The sequence below is a fragment of the Thermostichus sp. OS-CIW-29 genome, assembly GCF_054058195.1.
On the sequence record NZ_JBSSAB010000020.1, the window covers coordinates 22,511 to 43,498 of the forward strand.

The window sequence follows — 20,988 nt, forward strand, 5'->3', positions numbered from 1 at the left end:
GAAAGCTGAGAAATCGTTTAAGATCGTTAACGGCAACACTCTAAACAACCGGACGGTGCTCTGCATGGCGGTGCAAGAGGAGGTTTTTTTTGAGGGCGGCCCCCACAGTGGCGATTTGGTGTTGAACTCCTTCATTGGGGCTACACTTGTCGGCTTGCCTCTGTTTGTGGGGGCACTGGTGCGTAAGCTGTGGGTACACTATCGGATTACCAATCGTCGCATCACCGTGATTGGGGGATGGGGCGGCAAGGAGCGCTCAGATGTAATCTACGGCGAGATTGCCAAGGTGGTTATGGTGCCCCGTGGCTTGGGCGTGTGGGGAGACATGGTGCTCACCCTCAAGGACGGCAGTCGCCTGGAGATGCGGGCCCTGCCTCGCTTCCGCGAGATCTACAACTACATCAATGAGCGGATCGACGAGAAAGCCAAGCAGGTGAGCGGCCCAATTGGCAAAAAGCGCCGCTCTGCCAAGTCCTGACCGTGCCTGAGCCTTGGGGATCCCTTCCTGTAGCCTTTCCCCCTCTCCCGGGCCAGCATTCGCTTGGCCTGAGCGCCTGGCCCTGGTGCACGAGTACCTGATCTGGCCGGGGGGATCGGAAAAGGTTCTGCAGGAGCTGGTGGCCTTTGCCCCCCAGGCCCCCCTTTACGTTAGTCTCTTCTCGGCTCACACCCTGCCGCCGAGGTGGCAGGAGCTGTCGATTCACACCTCCTTTTTGCAAGGCTGGGCCAAGTGGCTGGGGGTGCTGCGCCCTGATTACCATGCCCGCCTCAAGTATCTGCTGCCCTGGATGCCGTTGGCCTATGAGAGCTTCGACCTCTCCGGCTATGACTGTGTGATCTCCAGCAGCCACGCCTTTGCCAAAGGGATCCTGACGGGAGCCTCTACCCTGCACCTGAGCTACATCCACAGCCCCACCCGTTACCTCTGGGAGAACCGGGAGCTGTATCTGCAGCGAGAAGGGCTGGGGAGAAGCGGGCCTGTTGGCGCAATTGGCCAATGGCTGCTGCACCGCTTGCGCCAATGGGATTTTCTGGCAGCTCAACGTCCAGATCTGTTGATCGCCAACTCCCAGCACATTCGCCGCCGCATTGCCAAGCTCTATCGCCGCGAGGCTGTGGTCATTTATCCGCCCGTTCCGCTGCAGGGGTTGGAGCCGGTGGCGGATCCCAGCGCCGATTATGACCTGGTGGCAGGCCGACTGGTGCCCTACAAACGGGTGGATCTGGCGATTGCCGCCTGTGAACGGCTGGGTCGTCGGCTGCTGGTTGTGGGCGAAGGGCCGGAGCTGGCTCGGCTCAAGCGACTGGCGGGGCCGCAGGTGGAGTTTTTGCCCCATCAGCCCCCCGATCGTTTCCGGGAACTGCTAGCCAATTGCCGGCTGCTGCTGTTCCCCTGGGAGGAGGATTTTGGCCTAGTGGCAGTGGAGGCCCAGGCCTGCGGCCGCCCCGTGGTTGCCCTCAACCGGGGAGGTGCCCAAGAGACGGTCATCCACGGCCAAACCGGCATCCTCATTCCCGAGGCCAGTGTGGAAGTGCTGGTGGAAGGGCTGCGGCAGGCGGATCGACAGGAATGGGATCCGCAGCGGATTCGGGCCCATGCTCTGCAATTTGCCCCAGAGCGGTTTCATGCCCAGCTGGGAGCCCTGTTGCGCTGGGCTTGGCCTCGTTTTCAAGCTGGAGAACGGTTGGATCCCCGAGAATGGAGCGCTCAGCTAGAAATCGCAGGAGCCCCGCACTGTACCCGTAGGGTCAGTGCCGGGAGGAATGCGCTTTGATGAAGTACAATGGACCTATGAGCCAAGTCCTGACCATATCCTGTAAGCTCAAGGCGTTCCCGTCACAAGCCGCCAAATTGGACGCGACGATGGATGTCTTTGTGCAGGCATTGAACTGGGTCAACCAGAACACGCCGGAGAAGATCGTCAACGCGGTCAAGTTGCAATCCCTTTGCTACTACGAGATTCGAGCTCGGTTCGGCTTGTCCAGTAACTTGGCTCAACAGGTGTGCAGACGGGTGGCAGGCGCTCGCAAAGTGGCGAGACAGCGCAACCGTCCGGTTAAAGAGTTCAAGCGTAGGTTCGTTACCTACGATGCACGTATCTTCTCATTTCGCGAGAAAGACTGGACGGTGTCGCTGACCACGGTGGAGGGGCGAGAGCGCTTTGAACTAGCCATTGGCAACTACCAGCGTGGGATGCTGGCTGGTTCCAACCCCAAATCTGCCACCCTAGTCCAGCGGAAGGACGGCTCCTACTACATCCAGATTTGCGTAGAGAAAAACCCGCCCAAGCAACAAGATACCGACAGGGTGATCGGGGTGGACTTGGGCAGGACGGATATCGCCCATACGTCAGAGGGGGACAATTGGAATGGGCAGCAGTTGAACCGAGTCCGCGACCACTACTCCAAGCTGAGGGCGGCACTCCAACGCAAAGCCAGTAAGGGCACACGCAGTTCGCGGCGCAGATGCAGAGAACTGTTGCAACGGCTGTCTGGCAAGGAGAGACGCTTTCAGTCGCGTCAGCGTTGCGTAGCAAAAACGTGGGTCAATCATCGCATCTCCAAAGTTATTGTCTCCAGGGCAAAAGCTACCAACAGCGCTATCGCCCTGGAAGACCTGACAGGGATCCGAGAAAGGGTCAATCAACAGCCACGCAGCAAAGCCGAACGGCGCAGGGCCAACGGTTGGGCGTTTTATCAACTCCGTCATTTTCTGGAGTACAAGGCTCTGCGTGCAGGGGTTGCCTTGATTCTGGTACCGCCTGCCTACACGTCGCAGACCTGCCACCGGTGTTTGCACATCCATCCCGACCCTGCGCAATCCTACCGCAGTGGAAAGAAGTTTAAGTGTAGGCACTGTGGATGGGAAGGAGATGCGGATTTGAATGGTGCGAATGTGATTGCGCTTTTGGGGGCTGTCGTAAACCAGCCTAGAGGTCCGGGCTTGTTTTGTTCTCTGGCAGAGCAGAGCAGGCTCAGGGCTACTGAAAGCCCGCTCCGTACCGCTTAGCGGTCGGAGTCGGGTAGTTTACTGCTGCCTATCCATTACGCCCCAGCCTGGCCACTCTTGAGGGTCATGGGGGAGCAACAACTTATTATTGTTATTGGAATTGATTGGATTCACGGGATCCCAGCCAACTGGCGGGCCACCAGGGCGGGAAGTTGAGCCAACGGGATCCCTTCCAGAACTTCTGCCGCAAAAGCGCAGGTGAGGAGTTGCCTGGCCTCAGCTTGGGGAATACCCCGGCTTTGCAGATAGAAGATCTCTTCTGCCTCCAGTTGGCTGACGGTGGCCCCGTGGGCACACTTGACGTTGTCGGCAAAGATCTCCAGTTGCGGCTGGGTGTTGACCCGCGCTTTGGGGCCTAGGAGCAGGTTGCGGTTGGTCTGGGCGGCGTCCGTCAGTTGGGCCTCTCGGCTCACCAGAATCCGTCCGCTGAAGACCGCATGGGCCGTCTCGTCCACAATGCACTTGTGCAATTGGCGGCTGCTGCCGTGGGGGGCCTGATGCACCAGGCGGGAGTGGGTGTCGCTGTGCTGGGATCCCTTCAGCAGCGTTAGCCCCTGCAGTTGGGTGTGGGCCTGGGCTCCGGCTTGGGTGATCTCCAGGTTGTGGCGAGAAAACTGGGATCCCCACTGAATCGCCTGGAGGCGGTAGTGGCTGTCGCAGCTTTGGCGCACGGCGGTCTGGTTGATGTGAAAAGCCTGAGACCCCTGCCTTTGCAAAATCACATGGTGCAAACGAGATCCCTCTGCCAGGGCGATCTCCGTAACCGCGTTGCCAAAGGGGATCCCGGATCCCAGGGATACATGATCTTCGATCAGCGTGAGGGAGCTGTGGGCTTGCAAAGACAGCAGGCAGCGGGGCTGGGCCAAAACGGCCTCTCCCTCAGGAGCCACCGTTATGAACAGCAGGTGCAGCGGTGACGGAACTTCCTGGCCGGGCTGTAGGCCAATCTGGATCCCATCTCCCAGATGAGCGGTGTTGAGGGCCGTAAACACATCCGTCTTGGCCAGGGTTTGCAGCAACTCCCCTGGGGCTTGGGCTAAAGGGATCACCTGCAAAGCGGTGGGCAGGCCGCTCAAATCAGAAAGCTGGGGGGCAAAGTAGCCGTTGACGAACACGGCGCGGCTATAGCTGGCTTCCGGCCAAAGCCAGGGCTCTAGGGTTGCCGCATCCAGAGCCGGATCCGCCGCGACAGCCAGGCGAAACTCGTGGGCCAGCAGCGGCGAGAGATCGCTGTATTTCCAATCTTCTTCCCGTGGGGTCGGGATCCCCAGTTCGGCCAGTTGGGCGCGGGCCTGCTGCCTAAGGGTGGTGTAGGGATCCTGCCTTTCCGGGATTTGGCCGAGGATGTGCTCCAGGAATAGGCGGCTCTCTGGGGCAAAAGGTTTGGGCAAGGTGGCGCTCATCCCTCTTCCTCCCGCCGGGATGTTGCGGCTGCTGATTCTTGGCCCAACTGAGTTTTGATCCAGTCGTAGCCCCGTTCCTCCAGCTCCAGCGCCAAGGTCTTGTCCCCACTGATGACGATACGACCCCCCTCCATCACGTGCACGTAGTCGGGGGTAACATAGTCCAGCAAGCGTTGGTAGTGGGTGATCAAGAGCATGGCATTCTCAGGGCCGGCCAGTCGGTTGATGCCGTGGGCCACAATGCGCAGCGCGTCGATATCCAGGCCGGAATCCGTCTCGTCCAAAATGGCCAGCGTGGGCTCCAACACCGCCATTTGCAGGATCTCGTTGCGCTTTTTCTCACCGCCGGAAAAGCCCTCGTTCACAGAGCGCTCCAAAAAAGCGGGATCCATTTTGACAATATCCAACTTTTCCCGTACCAGGTCGTCAAAATCCAGAGCATCCAGTTCCGGCTGATCCCGATATTTCTGGCGAGCGTTGTAGGCGGCGCGCAGGAAATCCAAGTTGCTCACCCCTGGGATTTCAATGGGGTATTGAAATGCCAAAAAGATCCCTGCCCAAGCCCTCTCTTCTGGCTCCATCTCCAAGAGATTTTTTCCCAGGTAGAGGATCTCGCCCCCCGTCACCCTGTAGTCAGGGTGGCCGGCTAAGATCTTGGAAAAAGTGCTTTTTCCAGAGCCATTGGGGCCCATGATGGCGTGGATTTCTCCGGCGCGAATTTCCAGGCTCAACCCCTTGAGAATGGGGGTGCCGTCGATCTCGGCGCTGAGATCTCGAACGGATAAGATGACAGGGCTGTTTTCGCAAATCATAGCTAGACTCTAGAGTTGCCACTGAAGGGCAGGGATTGGAAGGTTAGGGGATCCCTAAACCAGGTTTGGATTTTGGGCCTAAGGATCCCCTATAGCTCTATTGGGAGCGGCGATTGAGGATGTCCCGAATTTCTGCCAGCAAGACCACTTCTGATGGGGGCGATATAGAAGGAGATTCTTCCTCCTTTCGCTGTAGAGTGTTGATCGCTCTCAATAGTAAGAAGAGAGCAAAAGCGATAATCACAAAATCAAACACAGCTTGCAGAAAGCTGCCGTAGTTAATCGTAACTGGGTCTTCAGGACTTCCACCGATTTTCCAGACCAAGTTCTGGAAGCTCACTCCACCAATCATCAAGCCTAAAACTGGAGTAAACAGATCTGCTACAAAAGAAGTCACAATCTTCCCAAAAGCACCTCCAATAACAACGCCAACAGCCAAATCTAAGGCATTGCCCCGGCTGATGAACTTTTTGAACTCCTCCAGAAATGCCCTCATGGGGAACTTCTCCTGCCTAGCCTTACGGTTCAAAACTCCTTGATTATCCCCTCTCCCCCCCTGCATCCATGCGCTGTTTGCAACGTCGCCAAGCCCTTGGGCCGCCTCTGGCTTCAGGGGATCACAGCCCTCTGCCTTGGGAGTTACCTAACCCCTTACCCTTCTCCTGAAAATGGCAGCGCCTGCTCCCACAGCGTGTCAGCGGCCTCGCCCACTTGCTCAGCTTCGCATTGGGAGCAATCCCCTAGCCGACAGATCCCTCTAACTTCAGGCTCAGCAATCGATCGGCTTCTACGGCAAACTCCATCGGCAATTGGTTGAACACTTCTCGGCAGAAGCCGCTGATGATCATGGACACGGCATCTTCCATGCCGATCCCGCGCGACTGGAAATAGAACAATTGCTCCTCTCCAATCTTGGAGGTGGAAGCTTCGTGCTCCACTTTGGCGGTGTTGTTTTGCACCTCGATATAGGGGAAGGTGTTGGCGCTGCACTGATCCCCGATCAACATGGAATCGCACTGGGAAAAATTGCGGGCCCCTTCTGCTTTCGGCCCGATTTTGACCAGGCCGCGGTAGCTGTTTTTGGAGTGCCCCGCCGAGATGCCCTTGGAAATGATTTTGCTGCGGGTGTTGCGGCCCACGTGAATCATCTTGGTGCCGGTATCGGCCTGCTGGTAGTGGTTGGTGAGGGCAACCGAGTAAAATTCGCCCACCGAGTTTTCCCCCACCAGCACACAGCTGGGGTACTTCCAGGTGATGGCCGAGCCGGTCTCCACTTGCGTCCAGGAGATCTTGGAGTTTGCCCCCTGACACAGGCCGCGCTTGGTTACAAAGTTGTAAATGCCCCCTTTGCCGTTTTCGTCGCCGGCATACCAGTTCTGTACCGTCGAGTACTTGATCTCGGCATTGTCTAGGGCAATCAGCTCCACCACCGCCGCATGCAGTTGGTTGGTGTCGAACATGGGGGCAGTACACCCTTCCAAGTAGCTGACGTAGGATCCCTCGTCGGCAATGATCAGGGTGCGCTCAAACTGGCCCGATTCGCCGTTGTTGATGCGGAAATAGGTGGAAAGCTCCATGGGACAGCGCACCCCTTTGGGCACATAGACAAAGGATCCATCACTGAACACTGCCGAGTTCAGCGCCGCGTAGTAGTTATCAGCAATGGGAACCACACTGCCCAAGTACTTGCGCACCAGCTCCGGATACTCCCGCAGTGCCTCTGACATGGAGCAGAAAATCACGCCTTCCTTGGCCAGCTTTTCCCGGAAGGTGGTGGCTACCGAAACGCTGTCGAAGATGGCATCCACCGCCACATTGGCCAGCCGCTTTTGCTCTGACAAGGGGATCCCCAATTTCTCGAAGGTCTCCAACAGCACCGGATCCACTTCGTCCAGGCTCTTTTTCTTGGGCTGCACCTTGGGGGCCGAGTAGTAGACAATGTTTTGGTAGTCAATGGGCGGGTAGCTGACGTTGGGCCAGGTGGGCTCGCTCATCTTCAGCCACTGGCGGTAGGCCCGCAGCCGGAACTCTAGCATAAAGTCCGGCTCCCCTTTCTTGGCCCAGATCTGCCGAATCACCTCTTCGTTCAAGCCTTTGCCAATCGACTCAGAGGGGATGTCGGTTACAAAGCCGTACTTGTAGGGCTGGTTGACCAGGGCGCGGACGCTCGTAGACATGGATGGCTCTCGAGTAGTGACAGGGTAGAAACGCGACTAAGACAGATGGCCAAATAAAACAACAGAGTTGTTGTTTAACTGATCCTCAGGTTACTTTAGCAATGATCCCGTTGTCAAAATAGCAGAGAGCTGTGCTGGCAGCGGCAGCCGATTAACCCAGTCTAACCAGGAGGGCGAGGGTGGACAGCGCGCGCAAGATCACCGGGCAGGTCGCTCAACCCGCTTCGAGTAAGCAGGCCATCTTGGTCTATCTGCGCAAGGCGGGGCAGGCCAACGCCCAAACGCTGGCAGAGCACCTGCGCATTTCTCCCCAGGCCATCCGCCGCCACCTCAAGGATCTGGAGGCAGAGGGGTTGATCAAACATATCGCTCAACCCAATGGTCTAGGGCGACCCCAGCATCTCTATCAGCTCAGCCCCTTGGGAGAAGAGCAATTTCCCGCCAGCTACGATGAGTTTGCCCTTGGTCTGCTCAACACCCTGGCCGAAACTCTGGGATCCGAACAGATGGGATCCCTTCTCCACCATCAGTGGCAGCGCAAAGCCCGGGAATATCAGGCCCAGCTGGGATCTGGATCCCTACGGGAGCGGCTGGAGCGTTTGGTGCAGTTGCGCCAGGCAGAGGGTTACATGGCGGAGTACTACCCCTATCCTGCCGACCTGACTGTGCCGCTGGCAGCAGAGGGATCCGAGCCTTACGTCGAGCAGTATGTGTTGGTCGAGCACAATTGCGCCATTGCCCAGATTGCCCACACGTTTCCTAGCGTCTGCGGCCACGAACTGGAGATGTTTGCTGCCGCCTTGCCCGATTGCCGAGTAGAGCGCATCACCTGGCAGGTGCAGGGAGAACACCCCTGCGGCTACTGGATTGCCAAGCCAGCGGCTCGGTCGACTTAAGACTTCCCCAGGAAACCGGATCCCTGAGATGGCAAACAGGGTTTTTTCGGGTATAGTTATCTCGTACAGGTTTTAAGTTTGTTCTCCGCATGGTCTGGCGCGCTTCCTTTTTTGGCTACTTTAGCTTTCCCTGGCAACGACCAGGGCAGAAGGGTGGCGCGTAAACAAAGACCTACAGTTTACCCGAGTCAGTCCTGAAGCCCTGAGCCCAGCGCCAGGGCTTTTTTGATGGCTCGAGACCCCATCTACCCACTTGCACGCTGAGGACAGTTCCATGCCCCCTCAAACCGACAATTGCAATATCCAAGAGGTGACTCCCTTGATTGCCCCTGCTGCTGTCAAGGCCAAGCTGCCCCTTACGGAAACGGCAGCCCAGGTGGTGCTCTCCACTCGGCAAGCCATCCGCGACATCATCCACGGACGGGATCTCCATCGCTTGGTGGTGATCGTCGGCCCCTGTTCCATCCACGATCCTGCAGCGGCTCTGGAGTATGCCCATCGCCTCAAGCGGGTGGCCGACCAAACTCGGGAGCACCTAGTGGTTGTCATGCGTACGTATTTTGAGAAACCCCGCACCACGGTGGGCTGGAAGGGCCTGATCAACGATCCCCACCTGGATGGCTCCTGCGACATTGCCACCGGCCTGCAACTGGCCCGTTCCATTCTCCTGCAGATCAACGAGCTGGGCCTGGCCTGTGCTACCGAGATGCTGGATCCGGTGACCCCTCAATACACGGCGGATCTGGTGAGCTGGGCGGCCATTGGCGCCAGAACCATCGAAAGCCAAACTCACCGGGAAATGGCCAGCGGTCTCTCCATGCCTGTGGGCTTCAAAAACGGCACCGATGGACGGCTGGAAATCGCTCTCAATGCCATCCTCTCCGCCAGCCATCCCCACAGTTTCTTGGGCATTGGCCAAGATGGCATGACGGCTCTGGTGAAAACCACCGGCAACCCGGATCGGCACATCGTGTTGCGGGGGGGAGGGGGCAAGACCAACTACGGCCCGGAAGATGTGGCGCGGGCGGCACTGCTGATGAAGGATCAAGGGATCCCTCGCTCGGTGATGGTGGACTGCTCCCATGACAACTCCCACAAAAATTACCGCAACCAGGGATCCGTCTGTCGGGCGGTGCTACAGCAGTACCAGGCGGGGCAGCGGGCTCTGATGGGGCTGATGCTGGAGAGCAACCTCTATCCGGGCAAGCAAACCTGGCAGGAAGGGGCGCCGCTCCAGTACGGGGTTTCCATCACCGATGGCTGCATCGGCTGGGAAGAGACGGAAGATCTGTTGTGGGAGATGGCAGCGACCGTAGAGGGAAGAGCGTTGGCCCTCAGCCGCTGAGGGACGGGGATCCCGGAGTTTGTTAAAGAATCAAAAAGGAAATGGGAACAGGGGGCAACCGGCTCCTAAGGTCGAGCCAAGGTTTCGTTGTTTCGTCAGGCCCTGTGGGATGGGGTCTCCAGGTCGAGCTGGGAGGTTGTGATGGAGCTACAGATCCCCACCAGTGTCAGCAGCAACAGTCAGCAGCCCTATCCAGATCCCGATCGGATCCCTCGGCGACCCCCCGAGCAGTTGCGGGATCGGCTGATCGTCTCCGGCCTGCGCTACTACGGTTATACCGGTTTTGATGAGGCGGAACGGGCTTTGGGGCAATGGTTTGAGGTGGATTTCGAGTTGTGGGCGGATCTGCGCCCGGCTGCTCTCAGCGGCCAACTGTGTGATAGCCTCGACTACCGTTCTGCAGTGGCCGGGATTGCGGAACTGGTGAAAAGCAATCAGTTTGTGCTGATCGAGAGCTTGGCGGAGGCGATTGCCGAAATGGTGCTGCGGGAGACAGGGGCCAGCAAAGCTAAGATCCGATTGACCAAGTGTCATCCCCCGATCCCGGAGCTGACGGGGCGGGTTACTGTGGAGATTGTTCGTCCCTAGAACTTCTCTTAACCCTTTCCTACCGACCCTGTGCTTGCTCTAGAACTTGCTTCTCGTACCTCTGAGGACTGGATCGAACAGGCTACCCGGCACATCGATCTGGTCTTGCTAGACCACGCCAATTGTGAGAAAAAAGCAGCGGGCAACGCCCTCAGCTTGCTGTTTCGCTACCCGGCTAATGGGCGTTTGGTGGAAACCCTCTCGCCGCTGGCGCGGGAGGAGCTGCAGCATTTTGAGCGGGTGCATCGCCACCTGCAACGGCTGGGGATCCCCATCAAGCCCTTGTCGGCTGCGCCCTATGCGGGTCGCCTAAACCAACACCTGCGCCGCTCTGAGCCAGAGCATCTGCTCGACACCTTGCTGGTGGCAGCCATTATCGAGGCCCGCAGCCACGAACGCTTGGGCCTGTTGGGGATCCACGCGCCCGACCCAGAGCTGCGGCAGTTTTATCTCTGGCTGGCGGCTGCGGAGGAGCGCCACTGGCAGCTTTACTTGGATTTGGCGTTGGAGCAGTTTCCCGCCGATCAGGTGCAGGATCGGCTCGATACTCTACTCCAGGTGGAGGCCGAGATCTTGTCTTCCCTTCACCCCGAACCCCGTGTTCACAGCTAGCCCCACTCCGTTCTCCCCCCGCGGTGCAGCTCCCATGTTCCAAGCGACGCGACAGTGGTTGGCCTTCTGGTATACAACGGTTACGGCAGTGTTGCTGCTGTTGTTTGCCGGCAGCTTCTATTGGTACGTGCAGTCAACCCTGATCGAGCGGGTGGACGATACCCTTGGCCATGTGGTGGAGATTGTCGAGCGGTCTTTGGTGGTGGATGAGAGCCTCTTGGATCCGCAGCAGGCCCGCCGCAGCTTAGAGGCCAGCTTTCGGGATGATCCCAGCACCCTAGAGGACGATCACATCGACTTGGAGTGGTTCGGCCCTCAAGGAACGCTCATCTGGTCCACGGTACCCGGCGGGATCCCTGCCCCCCTATTGACCGAGGGATCCCTGCACACTGCCCGCATCGCTCCTGGGTATTGGCTGCGTCAGTTCACCGAGCCGATCGTGGCCCATGGGAAGCTGCTGGGCTATCTGCGGGTCAGCCATCCTTGGTTTGAGGTGAGCAAGCCAACGCGACAGTTGATCCGGGATCTTTCCCTGTGGGTGGTGGCCGGCTTGACGAGTGTGGGAGCCATTGGCTGGATGCTCTCCGGTTTGGCCATGCAACCCATCCGGCAGTCTTATCAGCAGCTCAAGCAATTTACCGCCGACGCCTCTCACGAGCTGCGCAGCCCCTTGGCCAGCATTCAAACCGCGGTACAGGTGGCTTTGGCGGATTCCCAATTGGATGCCGACACCCGGCAGCGCTGGCAGATGGTGGAGCGGCTGTGTTTGCGGCTGGGTCGCCTGGTGGATGACCTGCTGTTTCTGGCCCGCCACGACAGCGGTATGGTGCCTTTCCAACCCCGTTGCTGTGCGCTGGATGCTCTGCTGCTGCAGGTGGTGGAGGAGCTGCAGGGCTTGGCCAACCAAAAGCAGATCCGCTTGAAGCTGGAGATTGCTGCCCCTGAGAGCGGGAAGGAACCTTCTCCCGCCCAAGTGGATCCCTTCGGTTTTTGGGGAGATGAAGATCAATTGGCCCGCCTGTTCACCAACCTGATTGAAAACGCCCTTCTCCACACTCCCCCGCAAGGAGAGGTGCAGGTGAGGCTGGAACAACGGCTGCGCTCCGGATCCCCAGAGCTGGTGGTACGGGTACAAGATACCGGGCCAGGGATCCCGCCTCAGGCTCTGCCCCATGTGTTCGATCGCTTTTATCGAGCAGATCCGGCTCGCAGCGGGGATCCCGGTCGCCTCTCGGGGTCAGGTTTGGGGCTGGCGATCGTCAAAAGCATTGCCCAGCAGCATCAAGGTCAGGTGCAGGTGGAGAGTAAGCTGGGCCAGGGATCCAGCTTTGAAGTTATTTTGCCCCAGCGGCAGTTGGAAATCTGTACCCCAGAGAGAGTCTAAAAGTGCTCTGGAAAACAGACAGCCCTCGGTCAATATGCTAGCTTTAAGCCAAGATTGACTGAGTCTTTATTCAGAACTGTATTAAGAACCGTATTGGCCCAGTTGAACTGGATTTTTGGGTACTAGAGATCTTTCCTTTCCAGATTTAAGAACTTCTCTTTTTCCCGGATAAAACAGCAGAGATGGGATCAGCTCCCAGGCTCTTGCCCTTCTCAGCCGGCTGCTGAGCTGTTGATTGGGTGATGAGTGAGTGCAGTCCGCCCGCACAGCCCCACAATTTCCCATTGAATCCTGTGCCAGGAAAACGTTATGTATCGCTTCCAGGTTCGTGCCATCACCCAGCCGGGCGAGAGAATTGCCTTGGTGGGATCCAGCGCAAAATTGGGCTCCTGGGATCCCTGCCATTGCATTTGGCTGCAGACGGATCCCGCTCATTATCCGCTGTGGTGGGTAGAGTTGCCGTTGAGCCCAGCAGACGGCACGCCCGGCCCGTTGTTGCCCTATAGCGGGTGTTCAAAAGAAATCCCTCGAGTAGAGTACCGGTATCTGCGCGTGCAAGCCGGTGGCGAAGTGATTTGGGAATCCACCGCTGTCAATCGCTGGGTGCCACTTGAGCCAGAACCTTTACCGGCAGTTTTGATTGTCGAGGATGGGGAGTTTGGCCAGATCCCTGCCTATCCTTACGGCTATTTTGCCGATCCCATTCCTGAGGTCGAACCGGAAAATCCGCAAGGGCTAAAAGTCGTCATTTTGGGCAGCTCCGTTGCCCTGGGGTGCAGCGCCTGGCTGTTGCGAGGTTGGGCTTGGCTGTTGCAGAAAGCTCTACAAGAGCGCTATGGCCATCAAGTGCGAAATCTCTCCCAATTGGGGGCCAATGTCAGCCGAACTCTGTTGCGGTTTGAGCAGGCGGTGATCCCTGAACATCCCGATGTCGTTATTGTTGCTTTGTCTTTGGGAAATGAAGGCTTGGCATCGGCCTTGCCCCAGCATCGCCGCGCCCTGCAGAGACGGTTTGAAAACGGCCTGCAGCGGCTAATTCAGCGAATTCAAGACATTGGAGCCTTGCCAGTTCTGGGAGGGGTTTATCCCCATGCAAACTACGGCCCAGAACAGCATCTTCTTTTGCAAGAAACTCAGCAAAGAATGCTCAGCTGGGGATGCCCTGTGTTCAATTGGCTGCCTCATTTGGAAGATGGACAGAGCCGCTGGAAACCAGACCTTGCTTTTGACCCAGCTCACCCCAATTCCAAGGGTCATCAGGTCATGTTTGAGGCCATCGATCTCTCTCTTTTGGATCCCGGCCAAGTTAGTTCAGCTCGTAGAAAGCTTGCTCAACCCGTTGGAGAACGGGTCGTTTTTGCAGATGAGCATGGTTTTTGGGTGACTGCAGAAACAGGCAAAAACCAATTTCGCATCGTGAATATAACTCCCTACCCTTATACCATCACGCCCACTTGGCAACCTTTGCAAGCCGCTTTCCAAAAAGCAGGTCTACAGCCGGGTCTGTATATTGGCAAAAGCGATGAAAGGCTAGGGGATGCTACCTTATATTCCCTTTCCGTACAAGAAGATGGTTCGGTGCAAACCACCCTCTCCATTCCTGCGGATGCCGATCTTGTCTTCTCCCCAGTAGCCCAGTTCTTTTCCTCGGAATCAGTAGAAACGATCTTCGAGGATGGATCGTTGATCCTTCTCAAGCTCAGTGGATCCTCAGAAGGCTCTTCTGATCCCATGCCTCGCCTGTGCGTGATCAACCAGAGCAGTCACGAGTACAACATCCACCCCATGTGGAAGGAAGTGCGGGCCGCTCTCAAAGCCATGCCAGCGGGTGTTTATGAAGATCCGAGCCACCGCGAAGCTCTCTTCCGAACCCTGATGATCGGGGAAGGTGGCCTCGAAAGTCGGGTAAAGGCTGCTCCTGGATCGGTCATGCTGCTGGAATACACCTGCAAATTATCGGATATTCATCGCTTTGCCATTGTACCGTTAGGGGATCGCTGCGCGGTGCGAATGCTGCTCTACAAGTTGGAATATGACGGGCCTGCCTTTCCTTTTGATTTGACACGCACCAGCAATTTGGCTGATGTGGCCGATATGATCCACAACGAGTTTCAGGGCATGTGGGATCCGCAATATTTGCACTACAGTCCTGAAGATCGGCGAATTTACCACAGCAAGTGGACGGGCCTCTCCTTTGGCCATGAGGTGGAAGAGGGGGAGGATCCACTTCAGAATATGCACCCCATCCATGAGCGAATGCGAACTCGCTACGCTGCTCGCGCCAAGCGTTTTATGTATGTTTTGGAAAAAGCCGATAAAGTCTTGTTTGTGCGCACAGGGGGTTGCCGGCGAGAGGCCGTTGTTGACTTAATGGATAAGCTGGCGGCTAAGCGCAGGGGCAAGCCTTTTCTGCTGCTGATTGTTTCTCCTCAGTCTTCTGATGAGTTTGCCGGGATCCCCAATGTTATCCATTATGAGATGGAGTTAAATCCCGACCGCATGTGTGCAGATCCTGAGCATTGGAAGTACTGCACAGGGGTAATGAGAGATATTCTCCATTCTTTGGGGGTCTCTACCCGAAATCTTTTCTGGTGCCCTCCACAACTGTAGCCGTTCCAAGGTTTCACTGCAATTCGAAAGAATGATCGCTGCTGCCCAAACGCTCCGCGCCGCTTCCGCGACCACCCCCAACTCTTCTCCCAAAGGGACTCTGAGGTGTTCAACTCCAGAAAGCTGATGATCGGACTCGAACCGACGACCTGCTCATTACGAGTGAGCTGCTCTACCAACTGAGCTACATCAGCAGGGCTTTGAAGTGAGGACTGGATAGGAGAATCCGCAGACCCACCGGTGGGCCTATCGATTCTAACTCATCCTTGCCTTGCTCGGGATCCCCAGCGCCATAGCCCCAAAGATAGCCCCAACGTCAGCCACGCCAGCCAATCCCCCGCGCGATTGTAGAAAGTTGTCTCAGAACGCCGCTTCACTTCTCCCGTAATCACCCCCCGCTGAAAGATGGGGCCAACCTGCTGGAGCCGACCTGAGGGATCCACCACCAGATTGCCGCCTGTGTTATTGACAAACACCACGCCCCGCCGATTTTCCACAGCCCGGAAAACCGAGAGCTGGCCATGCAACATCGGCCAGTGGCTATTACCAAACCAGCTATCATCCGAAATCACGATCAAAGACTCGGCGCCGCGACGGGTTAAAGTTCGGCTGGGCGCAGGCAAGACGCTCTCCAAGCAGATCATCACCCCCAAAGGCCCGAAAAGCTCCCCTCCGTCCAGAGGCCGATAGCCATCGGGTGAAGGCACGTAGCGCCCCGACTCGAAATAGGGAAAGATCCACTGCTTGCCAAACCCATCCAGCAAGTTGCCCCGGGCGTCAAACAACAGGGCCGTGTTAAAAAATCGCTGCTCTGGCTCCGGCAAATGGGCTGTGCGGGGATCCGGCTCTGTTGCCCCCGTAATCAAAGCGCCTTCCGGCGGCAGAATCGCTTGCATTGGCTCGATCACGTAGGGTTCCAGGCCAGTATTCAGCAGCCGTGCCCGCAGCGCCCCCTCCGGCCAAACCACCAACTGTGCCCCAGCAGCCACCCCCTGGGCAGAAAGCTGATGCAGCTCCCGGTAGCGCTCCAGGCGGTAGTTCCAACTGCGATCGGCTTCCAGCCAAGCCACCTGCTGCACCGCCGCCACCCGAAAGTCAGGATCCCTGTTTTCGACGGCCAAGGCATCGAAGTAGGCCAGGCGTGCGCTTCCATAGGCCAAGACCAGCCCCGTCAACCCCAGGCCGCAGGCGAGCGTACCCCAGAAATCCCTGTTCCTGAGCATCTCACCCAAAACGTTTCTCAGGGATCCCCCAGCCGCCTGCCACCGGCTAGAAATCTGCCTGGCCATCTGCCAAAGAACCCCATTGACGAACACGGCAAAAAAGGTAACCCCCCAGATCCCCGTAACATCGGCTACTTGGATCCCGAGGGGCCAGTCGAACAACAGGGATCCCCAGTGGAAAGGGATGGGCCACCAGAGCAAGCCCAACAGCCCATCCAAGCCTGTCCAGACCGTGGCCAAGCCCAGCGGACGTGCCCAAGCCGGCAGGGGGCGGCTCAGCTCCAAACTGAGGAGCGTAGCGGTGGTGAAAAAGAGGGGGATCAGGGGAGCCACCACCACGCCCCCTAGGATCTCCCAGGCGCTCAACACCTCAACCGAGAAGGGATCCACCCAGAAGGCATACAGGCAAACCCAAAACCAGAGGCCATAGGCCAAACGCCACCGCGCCCACCCTTGCCGTTGCTCGCACAGGCCAAACAGCAGGGCTAGGCCCAGCAGCGCTCCCGGAAACCAGTGCAGCCAGCGGTTGGGGGATCCCAGACAGAGCAGCAGGATGGCTAGACCCATCAGCCAGCGGGATCCCTCGCCTGGATTTCTCTTTTGGGGCAGATCCTGCTGTTGAGTTGAAGATTTCAGTTCCGGCTTCATCACCTCAATAAAGTTCAGCCTATTCGGGAAACCCCACGTAATGCCCTAGGATTGAACACGCCCTTGCCAACAGCTCTTCTCCAGAGTAGCGTTTTGCAGCAGCCGGGAATATCTCCTGGAGCACAGAACTCCTACTGCTTGAATCTAAAGCTGTGTTAACATTTTGCATAACTTCAGGGGGCTGGCGCCTTCCGGCTTAGGTTGGGGATCCCGTCAGCGGTGCGCGGCACTATGGGCAAGGTTTTGGTTTTGAATGCCTCCTACGAGCCGCTCAACATCACCAGTTGGCGCAGGGCAGTCGTTCTTTTGCTTAAGGGCAAGGCCGAGCAAATCGAGCACAATGGCCGAGTGGTGTACGGCAACATTCCCTTGCCCACTGTCATTCGTCTGCGCCACTATGTCCACGTTCCCCACAAGGAGATCCCACTTACGCGCCGCAACGTCCTCTACCGGGATGGGCATCGTTGTCAGTACTGCGGCTGCTTCGGCGAAGATCTCACCCTGGATCACGTGATCCCTCGGTCTCGTGGCGGCGGGGATACATGGGAAAATGTGGTCAGTGCCTGTGTGCGTTGCAACGTGAAAAAAGGGAACCGCACCCCCCGCGAAGCCGGTATGCCCCTGCTGCGCCAACCCCGCCGTCCCCACAGCACTCTTTACTTTGAAATCTCCAAAGCCGTCGGCAGTGGTTCCCATCGAGAATGGTCTAAGTACACCATCGGCCTAGAAGGGGATCCCCAGGAGGAATTGTTGGATAGCCCAAGCTAGACGGGCCGCCTAGGGATGGACTTCCGATACAGGGGCAGCTTTGGAAATGGGGGGAGAAGTGGTGGCTGGGATCCCGGTCTCAATCCACCGGTGAATCAGGGCATTGACCTCTTCGGGGCGCTCATCGTGGGGGCAGTGGCCAGCCTCCAGGAAGTATTCCACTGCTTGAGGGTAGTGGGCCCGGTACAGCTTAGAGCGTTCCCGAGCCCGCATCCAGGGATCCCGTTCTCCCCAGATCAACAACAGCGGGCGCACCAAGCTGCACAGCAGCTCATCTACATACCGTCCCTTCTGCCCACCTCGCATCAAGGCCACAAACACATCGGCAGCCCCCGGATCCTGGGTGGGGCGATGGATGGCCTCGACCAGCTGATCGGTCACGGCTGCCGGGTCGTAGTAAACCTGCTTCAGCTTGGCTCGGATCACGTGCGGCTGCCGCAAATACTGAAACAGCAGGTAAGACACCAGGCGCTGGCGCAGGCCCCAGCCCACCAATCCGCCTATCCATTGCCGCCATCCGGTCGGGGATCCCTTGAGGGTGGAAAACCCACCTGCCCCATTCAAAAGCACCACGCCCCGCACCCACTCCGGCCACTCCGCCGCAAAACTGAGCACCACATAGCCGCCCAGGGAGTTGCCGATCCCCACCACAGGCCGACGGATTACCTGTTGGCAAAAGTCCCGCAGCTGATCCCGCCAGATTTCGGTGCGGTAGTCCCAGTTGGGCTTGGCGGAGCGACCGAAACCCAGCAAATCGATGGCGTACACCTGGTAGTGTTGAGCCAATTCGGGAATGTTCTTGCGCCAGTGGTCGGTGGAGGCTCCAAAGCCGTGCACCAGAAGCAGAGGCTGCCCCTGCTCACCCTGTTTGACGTAATGAACTGACTGCCCCCGCCAGATCCACTGCGCCGAAATGGGAGTGGCCGATGCCGATGTCGAAGCCATAGGAGTTGCTTGTAAGCCTTTCTTAATTCTAGGTTCTTTGCAGCTACTCCGGGGGGAAGCCCACCCTCTACGGGCAACGTAAGAGCAGGGGGCCTGTTAGACATAACCTCTGCTTTTTAGGCTTTGTATCACCAGGTCAATACATTCGGGGATGCTTTGCTCGGCAGTTTTGCACACCACCTCCGGCTGTTCCGGCGGCTCGTAGGGATCGTCAATACCGGTAAAGTGCTGGATTAAGCCTGCCCGCGCCTTTCGATAGAGGCCCTTCACATCCCGGCGTTCGCACACCTCCAAAGGGGCATCCACAAAGACCTCGATGAAGCTGCCAATATATCGCCGTACCTCCTGCCGTGCTGCCCGATAGGGGGAAATGGCCGACACCAGCACAATCACCCCGTGCCGAGTCAGCATCTCCGCCACAAAGCCGATGCGGCGAATGTTCTCCTCCCGATCCACTTTGCTGAAGCCCAGACCCTTGGTGAGATGTTGCCGCACCAGGTCCCCATCGAGCACTTCCACCGGCAGCCCCCAAGCGCGCAACTGCTGGGCCACGCCGCAGCTCAGGGTGGTTTTGCCCGCCCCGCTCAATCCCGTAAACCAGACCGTTACCCCCCGCCGCGACATCTGTCTGTTTGCTTCTGTCTGTTTGCTGTGGATCCCTGAATCTTTGGCCCCGCCAGAATATCATCTCCAAAGCAGGGTGGTACACTCGAAACACGGCTTGCGCCAGCCCCAAAGCGCTCCGCGCCGCCAACACGACAGCAATCTTTTACCGGCCATGTCTCCTCTAACTTCGCCTCTTGCCAGTGCCCCCTCGGGATCCCCGACAACTGCCGAGCTGTTTGCCGAGCATGTGATGGCCACCTATGGGCGCTATCCCCTGACCTTGGTGCGCGGGCAGGGGTGTCGGGTTTGGGATGAGCAGGGGCGCGAGTACCTGGACTTTGTGGCCGGCATTGCCACCTGTACCCTGGGGCATGCCCACCCGCTGTGGATTCAGGCGCTCACCGAGCAGGCACAACAGTTGCACCATGTTTCCAACCTTTACTACAACCAGCCGCAGGCACAACTGGCTCAATGGCTGACCCAGCACTCCTGTGCCGACAAGGTGTTTTTCTGCAACTCAGGGGCGGAAGCCAATGAGGGAGCCATTAAGCTGGCTCGCAAGTATGCCCACACGGTGCGCGGGATCCAAGATCCGATGATCCTCACCGCCCATGCCAGCTTCCATGGCCGCACCCTGGCCACCGTTACCGCCACCGGCCAGCCCAAATACCAAAAAGACTTTGCCCCTCTGGTGCCCGGCTTTGATTACGTTCCCTACAACGACATCGAGGGCACAGCAGCGGTGTTGGAGCGCTGGGGCGAGCGGGTGTGTGCCGTGCTGTTGGAACCGTTGCAGGGGGAAGGGGGGGTTGTGCCGGGGGATCCCGCCTATTTTCAATGGTTGCGCCGGATCTGCAGCGAGCGGGGCATTCTGCTGATTTTGGATGAGGTGCAGGTGGGCATGGGCCGTACTGGCATGCTGTGGGGCCACTGTAACCTGGGGGTGGAGCCGGATGTGTTCACCTTGGCCAAGGGTCTGGCCGGTGGGATCCCCATCGGGGCCTTGTTGGCGAAAGACTTTTGCGCCGTGTTTCAGCCGGGGGATCACGCCAGCACCTTTGGGGGCAACCCCTTGGCTTGTGCGGTGGGCCTGGCGGTTTGCCGCACGCTAATGTCGGAGAGTTTGGTTTGGAATGCCCAGCAGACAGGGGTGTATCTGCGTCAGGGGCTGTCCCGCTTGGCGGAGCAGTTTCCGCAGCTCGTTGAGCAAGTGCGGGGCTGGGGCCTGATTCAGGGCTTGGTGGTGCGCATCCCGGCGGCTGAAGTGGTCAAGGCAGCCATGGACTGCGGGCTGTTGTTGGTGCCGGCAGGATCCCAGGTGGTGCGCTTTGTGCCCCCCTTGATCGTCACCCCGGCAGAAATTGACGCGGCTCTAGCAATGTTGGCATCGGCTTTGCAAAGGTTGGCCGCCTCCCTTGGCCATTCCGGGGCAGCCTAGCCTCGCCAGACTTGCCGCAGAAATGCCTGCAACTGCTGTCGGGCAGGGAGCTCGTGGGGAGCGGGATCCCTTGCCTGTTCCAGAAGGGGCAATACCTCCTCCGCATAGGCCGGAACAAAGCCGGCAGCAGGCCAGAGCAAATCCGAGGTGGCCCGCAGGTTGAAGACTTGGGATCCCTGCCTGAGCAGGAGAGGCCGCACCCAGAGCAGCGGCGGGGTGTCAGAGCCTGCCTCAAGACTGTGGCGAGAAACCTGAATCAGCTCCACATAGAGGGTGGCCTGCGACCCTGGCAGGGCGAGAATGGGACGGGGTGAGGGAGGGGGAGCGCTGCCCACTTCCGCCGAGGCGGGCAAAGGGCGCCCCAGCAGACGCAGGCCCTCAACAGAGTCACACTGGGCGGGCAAACAAGGCAACAGGGTCATGCAATCGTTGACCGGAAACTGTACAGACTGTACTTATCCTAATCGATGGCTTTCTTACGTTTCTTTGGCAGGCGGGTTGGCCGGGGATCCCGTCTTTGCGG

At 58.3% G+C, this 20,988-nt stretch carries 19 protein-coding genes and 1 tRNA gene; 11 read left to right on the plus strand and 9 right to left on the minus strand.

Features of this window, described 5'->3' with window-relative positions; genetic code table 11:
• The first annotated feature begins 64 nt into the window (after positions 1 to 64).
• The 3 genes from ACVWZJ_RS08430 (at position 65) to ACVWZJ_RS08440 (ending at position 3,010) form a co-directional block, all read left to right on the plus strand.
• Positions 65 to 478: a PH domain-containing protein gene (locus tag ACVWZJ_RS08430; RefSeq protein WP_011432347.1), complete on the plus strand. Its 414-nt coding sequence runs from the start codon at positions 65 to 67 to the stop codon at positions 476 to 478.
• 85 nt (positions 479 to 563) lie between these two features.
• Positions 564 to 1,775 carry a glycosyltransferase gene (locus tag ACVWZJ_RS08435; protein WP_457395763.1) on the plus strand — a complete coding sequence of 404 codons (1,212 nt, stop codon included), beginning with the start codon at positions 564 to 566 and terminating at the stop codon, positions 1,773 to 1,775.
• A gap of 17 nt (positions 1,776 to 1,792) precedes the next feature.
• A complete protein-coding gene (locus tag ACVWZJ_RS08440) occupies positions 1,793 to 3,010 on the plus strand; it encodes an RNA-guided endonuclease InsQ/TnpB family protein (protein WP_457395765.1) in 1,218 nt (405 codons plus the stop codon).
• Positions 3,011 to 3,120: 110 nt separating this feature from the next.
• Here the strand turns inward: ACVWZJ_RS08440 and sufD are convergent, their stop codons facing one another.
• The 4 genes from sufD to sufB all read right to left on the minus strand — a co-directional run bounded on the left by sufD (position 3,121) and on the right by sufB (position 7,402).
• On the minus strand, positions 3,121 to 4,413 hold the full coding sequence (gene sufD, locus ACVWZJ_RS08445) for a Fe-S cluster assembly protein SufD (protein ID WP_457395767.1): 1,293 nt from the start codon (positions 4,411 to 4,413) through the stop codon (positions 3,121 to 3,123).
• On the minus strand, positions 4,410 to 5,225 hold the full coding sequence (gene sufC, locus ACVWZJ_RS08450; protein ID WP_457395769.1) for a Fe-S cluster assembly ATPase SufC: 816 nt from the start codon (positions 5,223 to 5,225) through the stop codon (positions 4,410 to 4,412). The genes sufD and sufC overlap by 4 nt, the downstream gene beginning before the upstream one ends.
• Positions 5,226 to 5,322: 97 nt before the next feature.
• Positions 5,323 to 5,721: a large-conductance mechanosensitive channel protein MscL gene (mscL, locus tag ACVWZJ_RS08455; RefSeq protein WP_414522537.1), complete on the minus strand. Its 399-nt coding sequence runs from the start codon at positions 5,719 to 5,721 to the stop codon at positions 5,323 to 5,325.
• A gap of 244 nt (positions 5,722 to 5,965) precedes the next feature.
• Positions 5,966 to 7,402 carry a Fe-S cluster assembly protein SufB gene (sufB, locus tag ACVWZJ_RS08460; RefSeq protein ID WP_414357846.1) on the minus strand — a complete coding sequence of 479 codons (1,437 nt, stop codon included), beginning with the start codon at positions 7,400 to 7,402 and terminating at the stop codon, positions 5,966 to 5,968.
• Positions 7,403 to 7,581: 179 nt separating this feature from the next.
• On the opposite strand from sufB, the gene sufR reads away from it, so the two are divergent.
• The 6 genes from sufR to ACVWZJ_RS08490 all read left to right on the plus strand — a co-directional run bounded on the left by sufR (position 7,582) and on the right by ACVWZJ_RS08490 (position 14,837).
• Positions 7,582 to 8,298 (plus strand): iron-sulfur cluster biosynthesis transcriptional regulator SufR, encoded by a 717-nt coding sequence (sufR, locus tag ACVWZJ_RS08465; RefSeq protein ID WP_457395772.1) that lies wholly within the window; start codon positions 7,582 to 7,584, stop codon positions 8,296 to 8,298.
• Positions 8,299 to 8,572: 274 nt separating this feature from the next.
• Positions 8,573 to 9,643 carry a 3-deoxy-7-phosphoheptulonate synthase gene (locus ACVWZJ_RS08470; protein ID WP_457395774.1) on the plus strand — a complete coding sequence of 357 codons (1,071 nt, stop codon included), beginning with the start codon at positions 8,573 to 8,575 and terminating at the stop codon, positions 9,641 to 9,643.
• Positions 9,644 to 9,784: 141 nt separating this feature from the next.
• Positions 9,785 to 10,231, plus strand: a complete 447-nt coding sequence (folB, locus tag ACVWZJ_RS08475; RefSeq protein WP_457395776.1) for a dihydroneopterin aldolase — start codon at positions 9,785 to 9,787, stop codon at positions 10,229 to 10,231.
• 30 nt (positions 10,232 to 10,261) lie between these two features.
• Positions 10,262 to 10,843 (plus strand): tRNA-(ms[2]io[6]A)-hydroxylase, encoded by a 582-nt coding sequence (gene miaE, locus ACVWZJ_RS08480; RefSeq protein ID WP_011433025.1) that lies wholly within the window; start codon positions 10,262 to 10,264, stop codon positions 10,841 to 10,843.
• Positions 10,844 to 10,877: 34 nt separating this feature from the next.
• Entirely contained in the window at positions 10,878 to 12,227 is a 1,350-nt protein-coding gene (locus tag ACVWZJ_RS08485) for a sensor histidine kinase (protein WP_011433026.1), read from the plus strand.
• A gap of 309 nt (positions 12,228 to 12,536) precedes the next feature.
• Positions 12,537 to 14,837 carry a DUF1796 family putative cysteine peptidase gene (locus tag ACVWZJ_RS08490; RefSeq protein ID WP_457395778.1) on the plus strand — a complete coding sequence of 767 codons (2,301 nt, stop codon included), beginning with the start codon at positions 12,537 to 12,539 and terminating at the stop codon, positions 14,835 to 14,837.
• A 121-nt stretch (positions 14,838 to 14,958) separates the two neighbouring features.
• Here the strand turns inward: ACVWZJ_RS08490 and ACVWZJ_RS08495 are convergent.
• Positions 14,959 to 15,031: transfer RNA gene (locus ACVWZJ_RS08495), tRNA-Thr, on the minus strand.
• Positions 15,032 to 15,097: 66 nt separating this feature from the next.
• Positions 15,098 to 16,708: an apolipoprotein N-acyltransferase gene (gene lnt, locus ACVWZJ_RS08500; RefSeq protein WP_011433029.1), complete on the minus strand. Its 1,611-nt coding sequence runs from the start codon at positions 16,706 to 16,708 to the stop codon at positions 15,098 to 15,100.
• A gap of 231 nt (positions 16,709 to 16,939) precedes the next feature.
• Here lnt and ACVWZJ_RS08505 point away from each other — a divergent pair, with 231 nt between their 5' ends.
• Entirely contained in the window at positions 16,940 to 17,476 is a 537-nt protein-coding gene (locus ACVWZJ_RS08505; protein ID WP_011433030.1) for an HNH endonuclease, read from the plus strand.
• A 9-nt stretch (positions 17,477 to 17,485) separates the two neighbouring features.
• Here the strand turns inward: ACVWZJ_RS08505 and ACVWZJ_RS08510 are convergent, their stop codons facing one another.
• On the minus strand, positions 17,486 to 18,421 hold the full coding sequence (locus ACVWZJ_RS08510) for an alpha/beta fold hydrolase (protein WP_414349671.1): 936 nt from the start codon (positions 18,419 to 18,421) through the stop codon (positions 17,486 to 17,488).
• A gap of 96 nt (positions 18,422 to 18,517) precedes the next feature.
• The gene (gene cysC / locus ACVWZJ_RS08515; protein WP_011433032.1) at positions 18,518 to 19,045 is read right to left on the minus strand and encodes an adenylyl-sulfate kinase; all 528 of its coding nucleotides are present in this window, start codon (positions 19,043 to 19,045) and stop codon (positions 18,518 to 18,520) included.
• A gap of 154 nt (positions 19,046 to 19,199) precedes the next feature.
• On the opposite strand from cysC, the gene ACVWZJ_RS08520 reads away from it, so the two are divergent.
• Positions 19,200 to 20,465 (plus strand): acetylornithine/succinylornithine family transaminase, encoded by a 1,266-nt coding sequence (locus tag ACVWZJ_RS08520; RefSeq protein ID WP_457395781.1) that lies wholly within the window; start codon positions 19,200 to 19,202, stop codon positions 20,463 to 20,465.
• Here the strand turns inward: ACVWZJ_RS08520 and ACVWZJ_RS08525 are convergent.
• Positions 20,462 to 20,887: a hypothetical protein gene (locus ACVWZJ_RS08525; protein ID WP_457395783.1), complete on the minus strand. Its 426-nt coding sequence runs from the start codon at positions 20,885 to 20,887 to the stop codon at positions 20,462 to 20,464. The genes ACVWZJ_RS08520 and ACVWZJ_RS08525 overlap by 4 nt on opposite strands.
• Between the last annotated feature and the right edge of the window lie 101 nt (positions 20,888 to 20,988).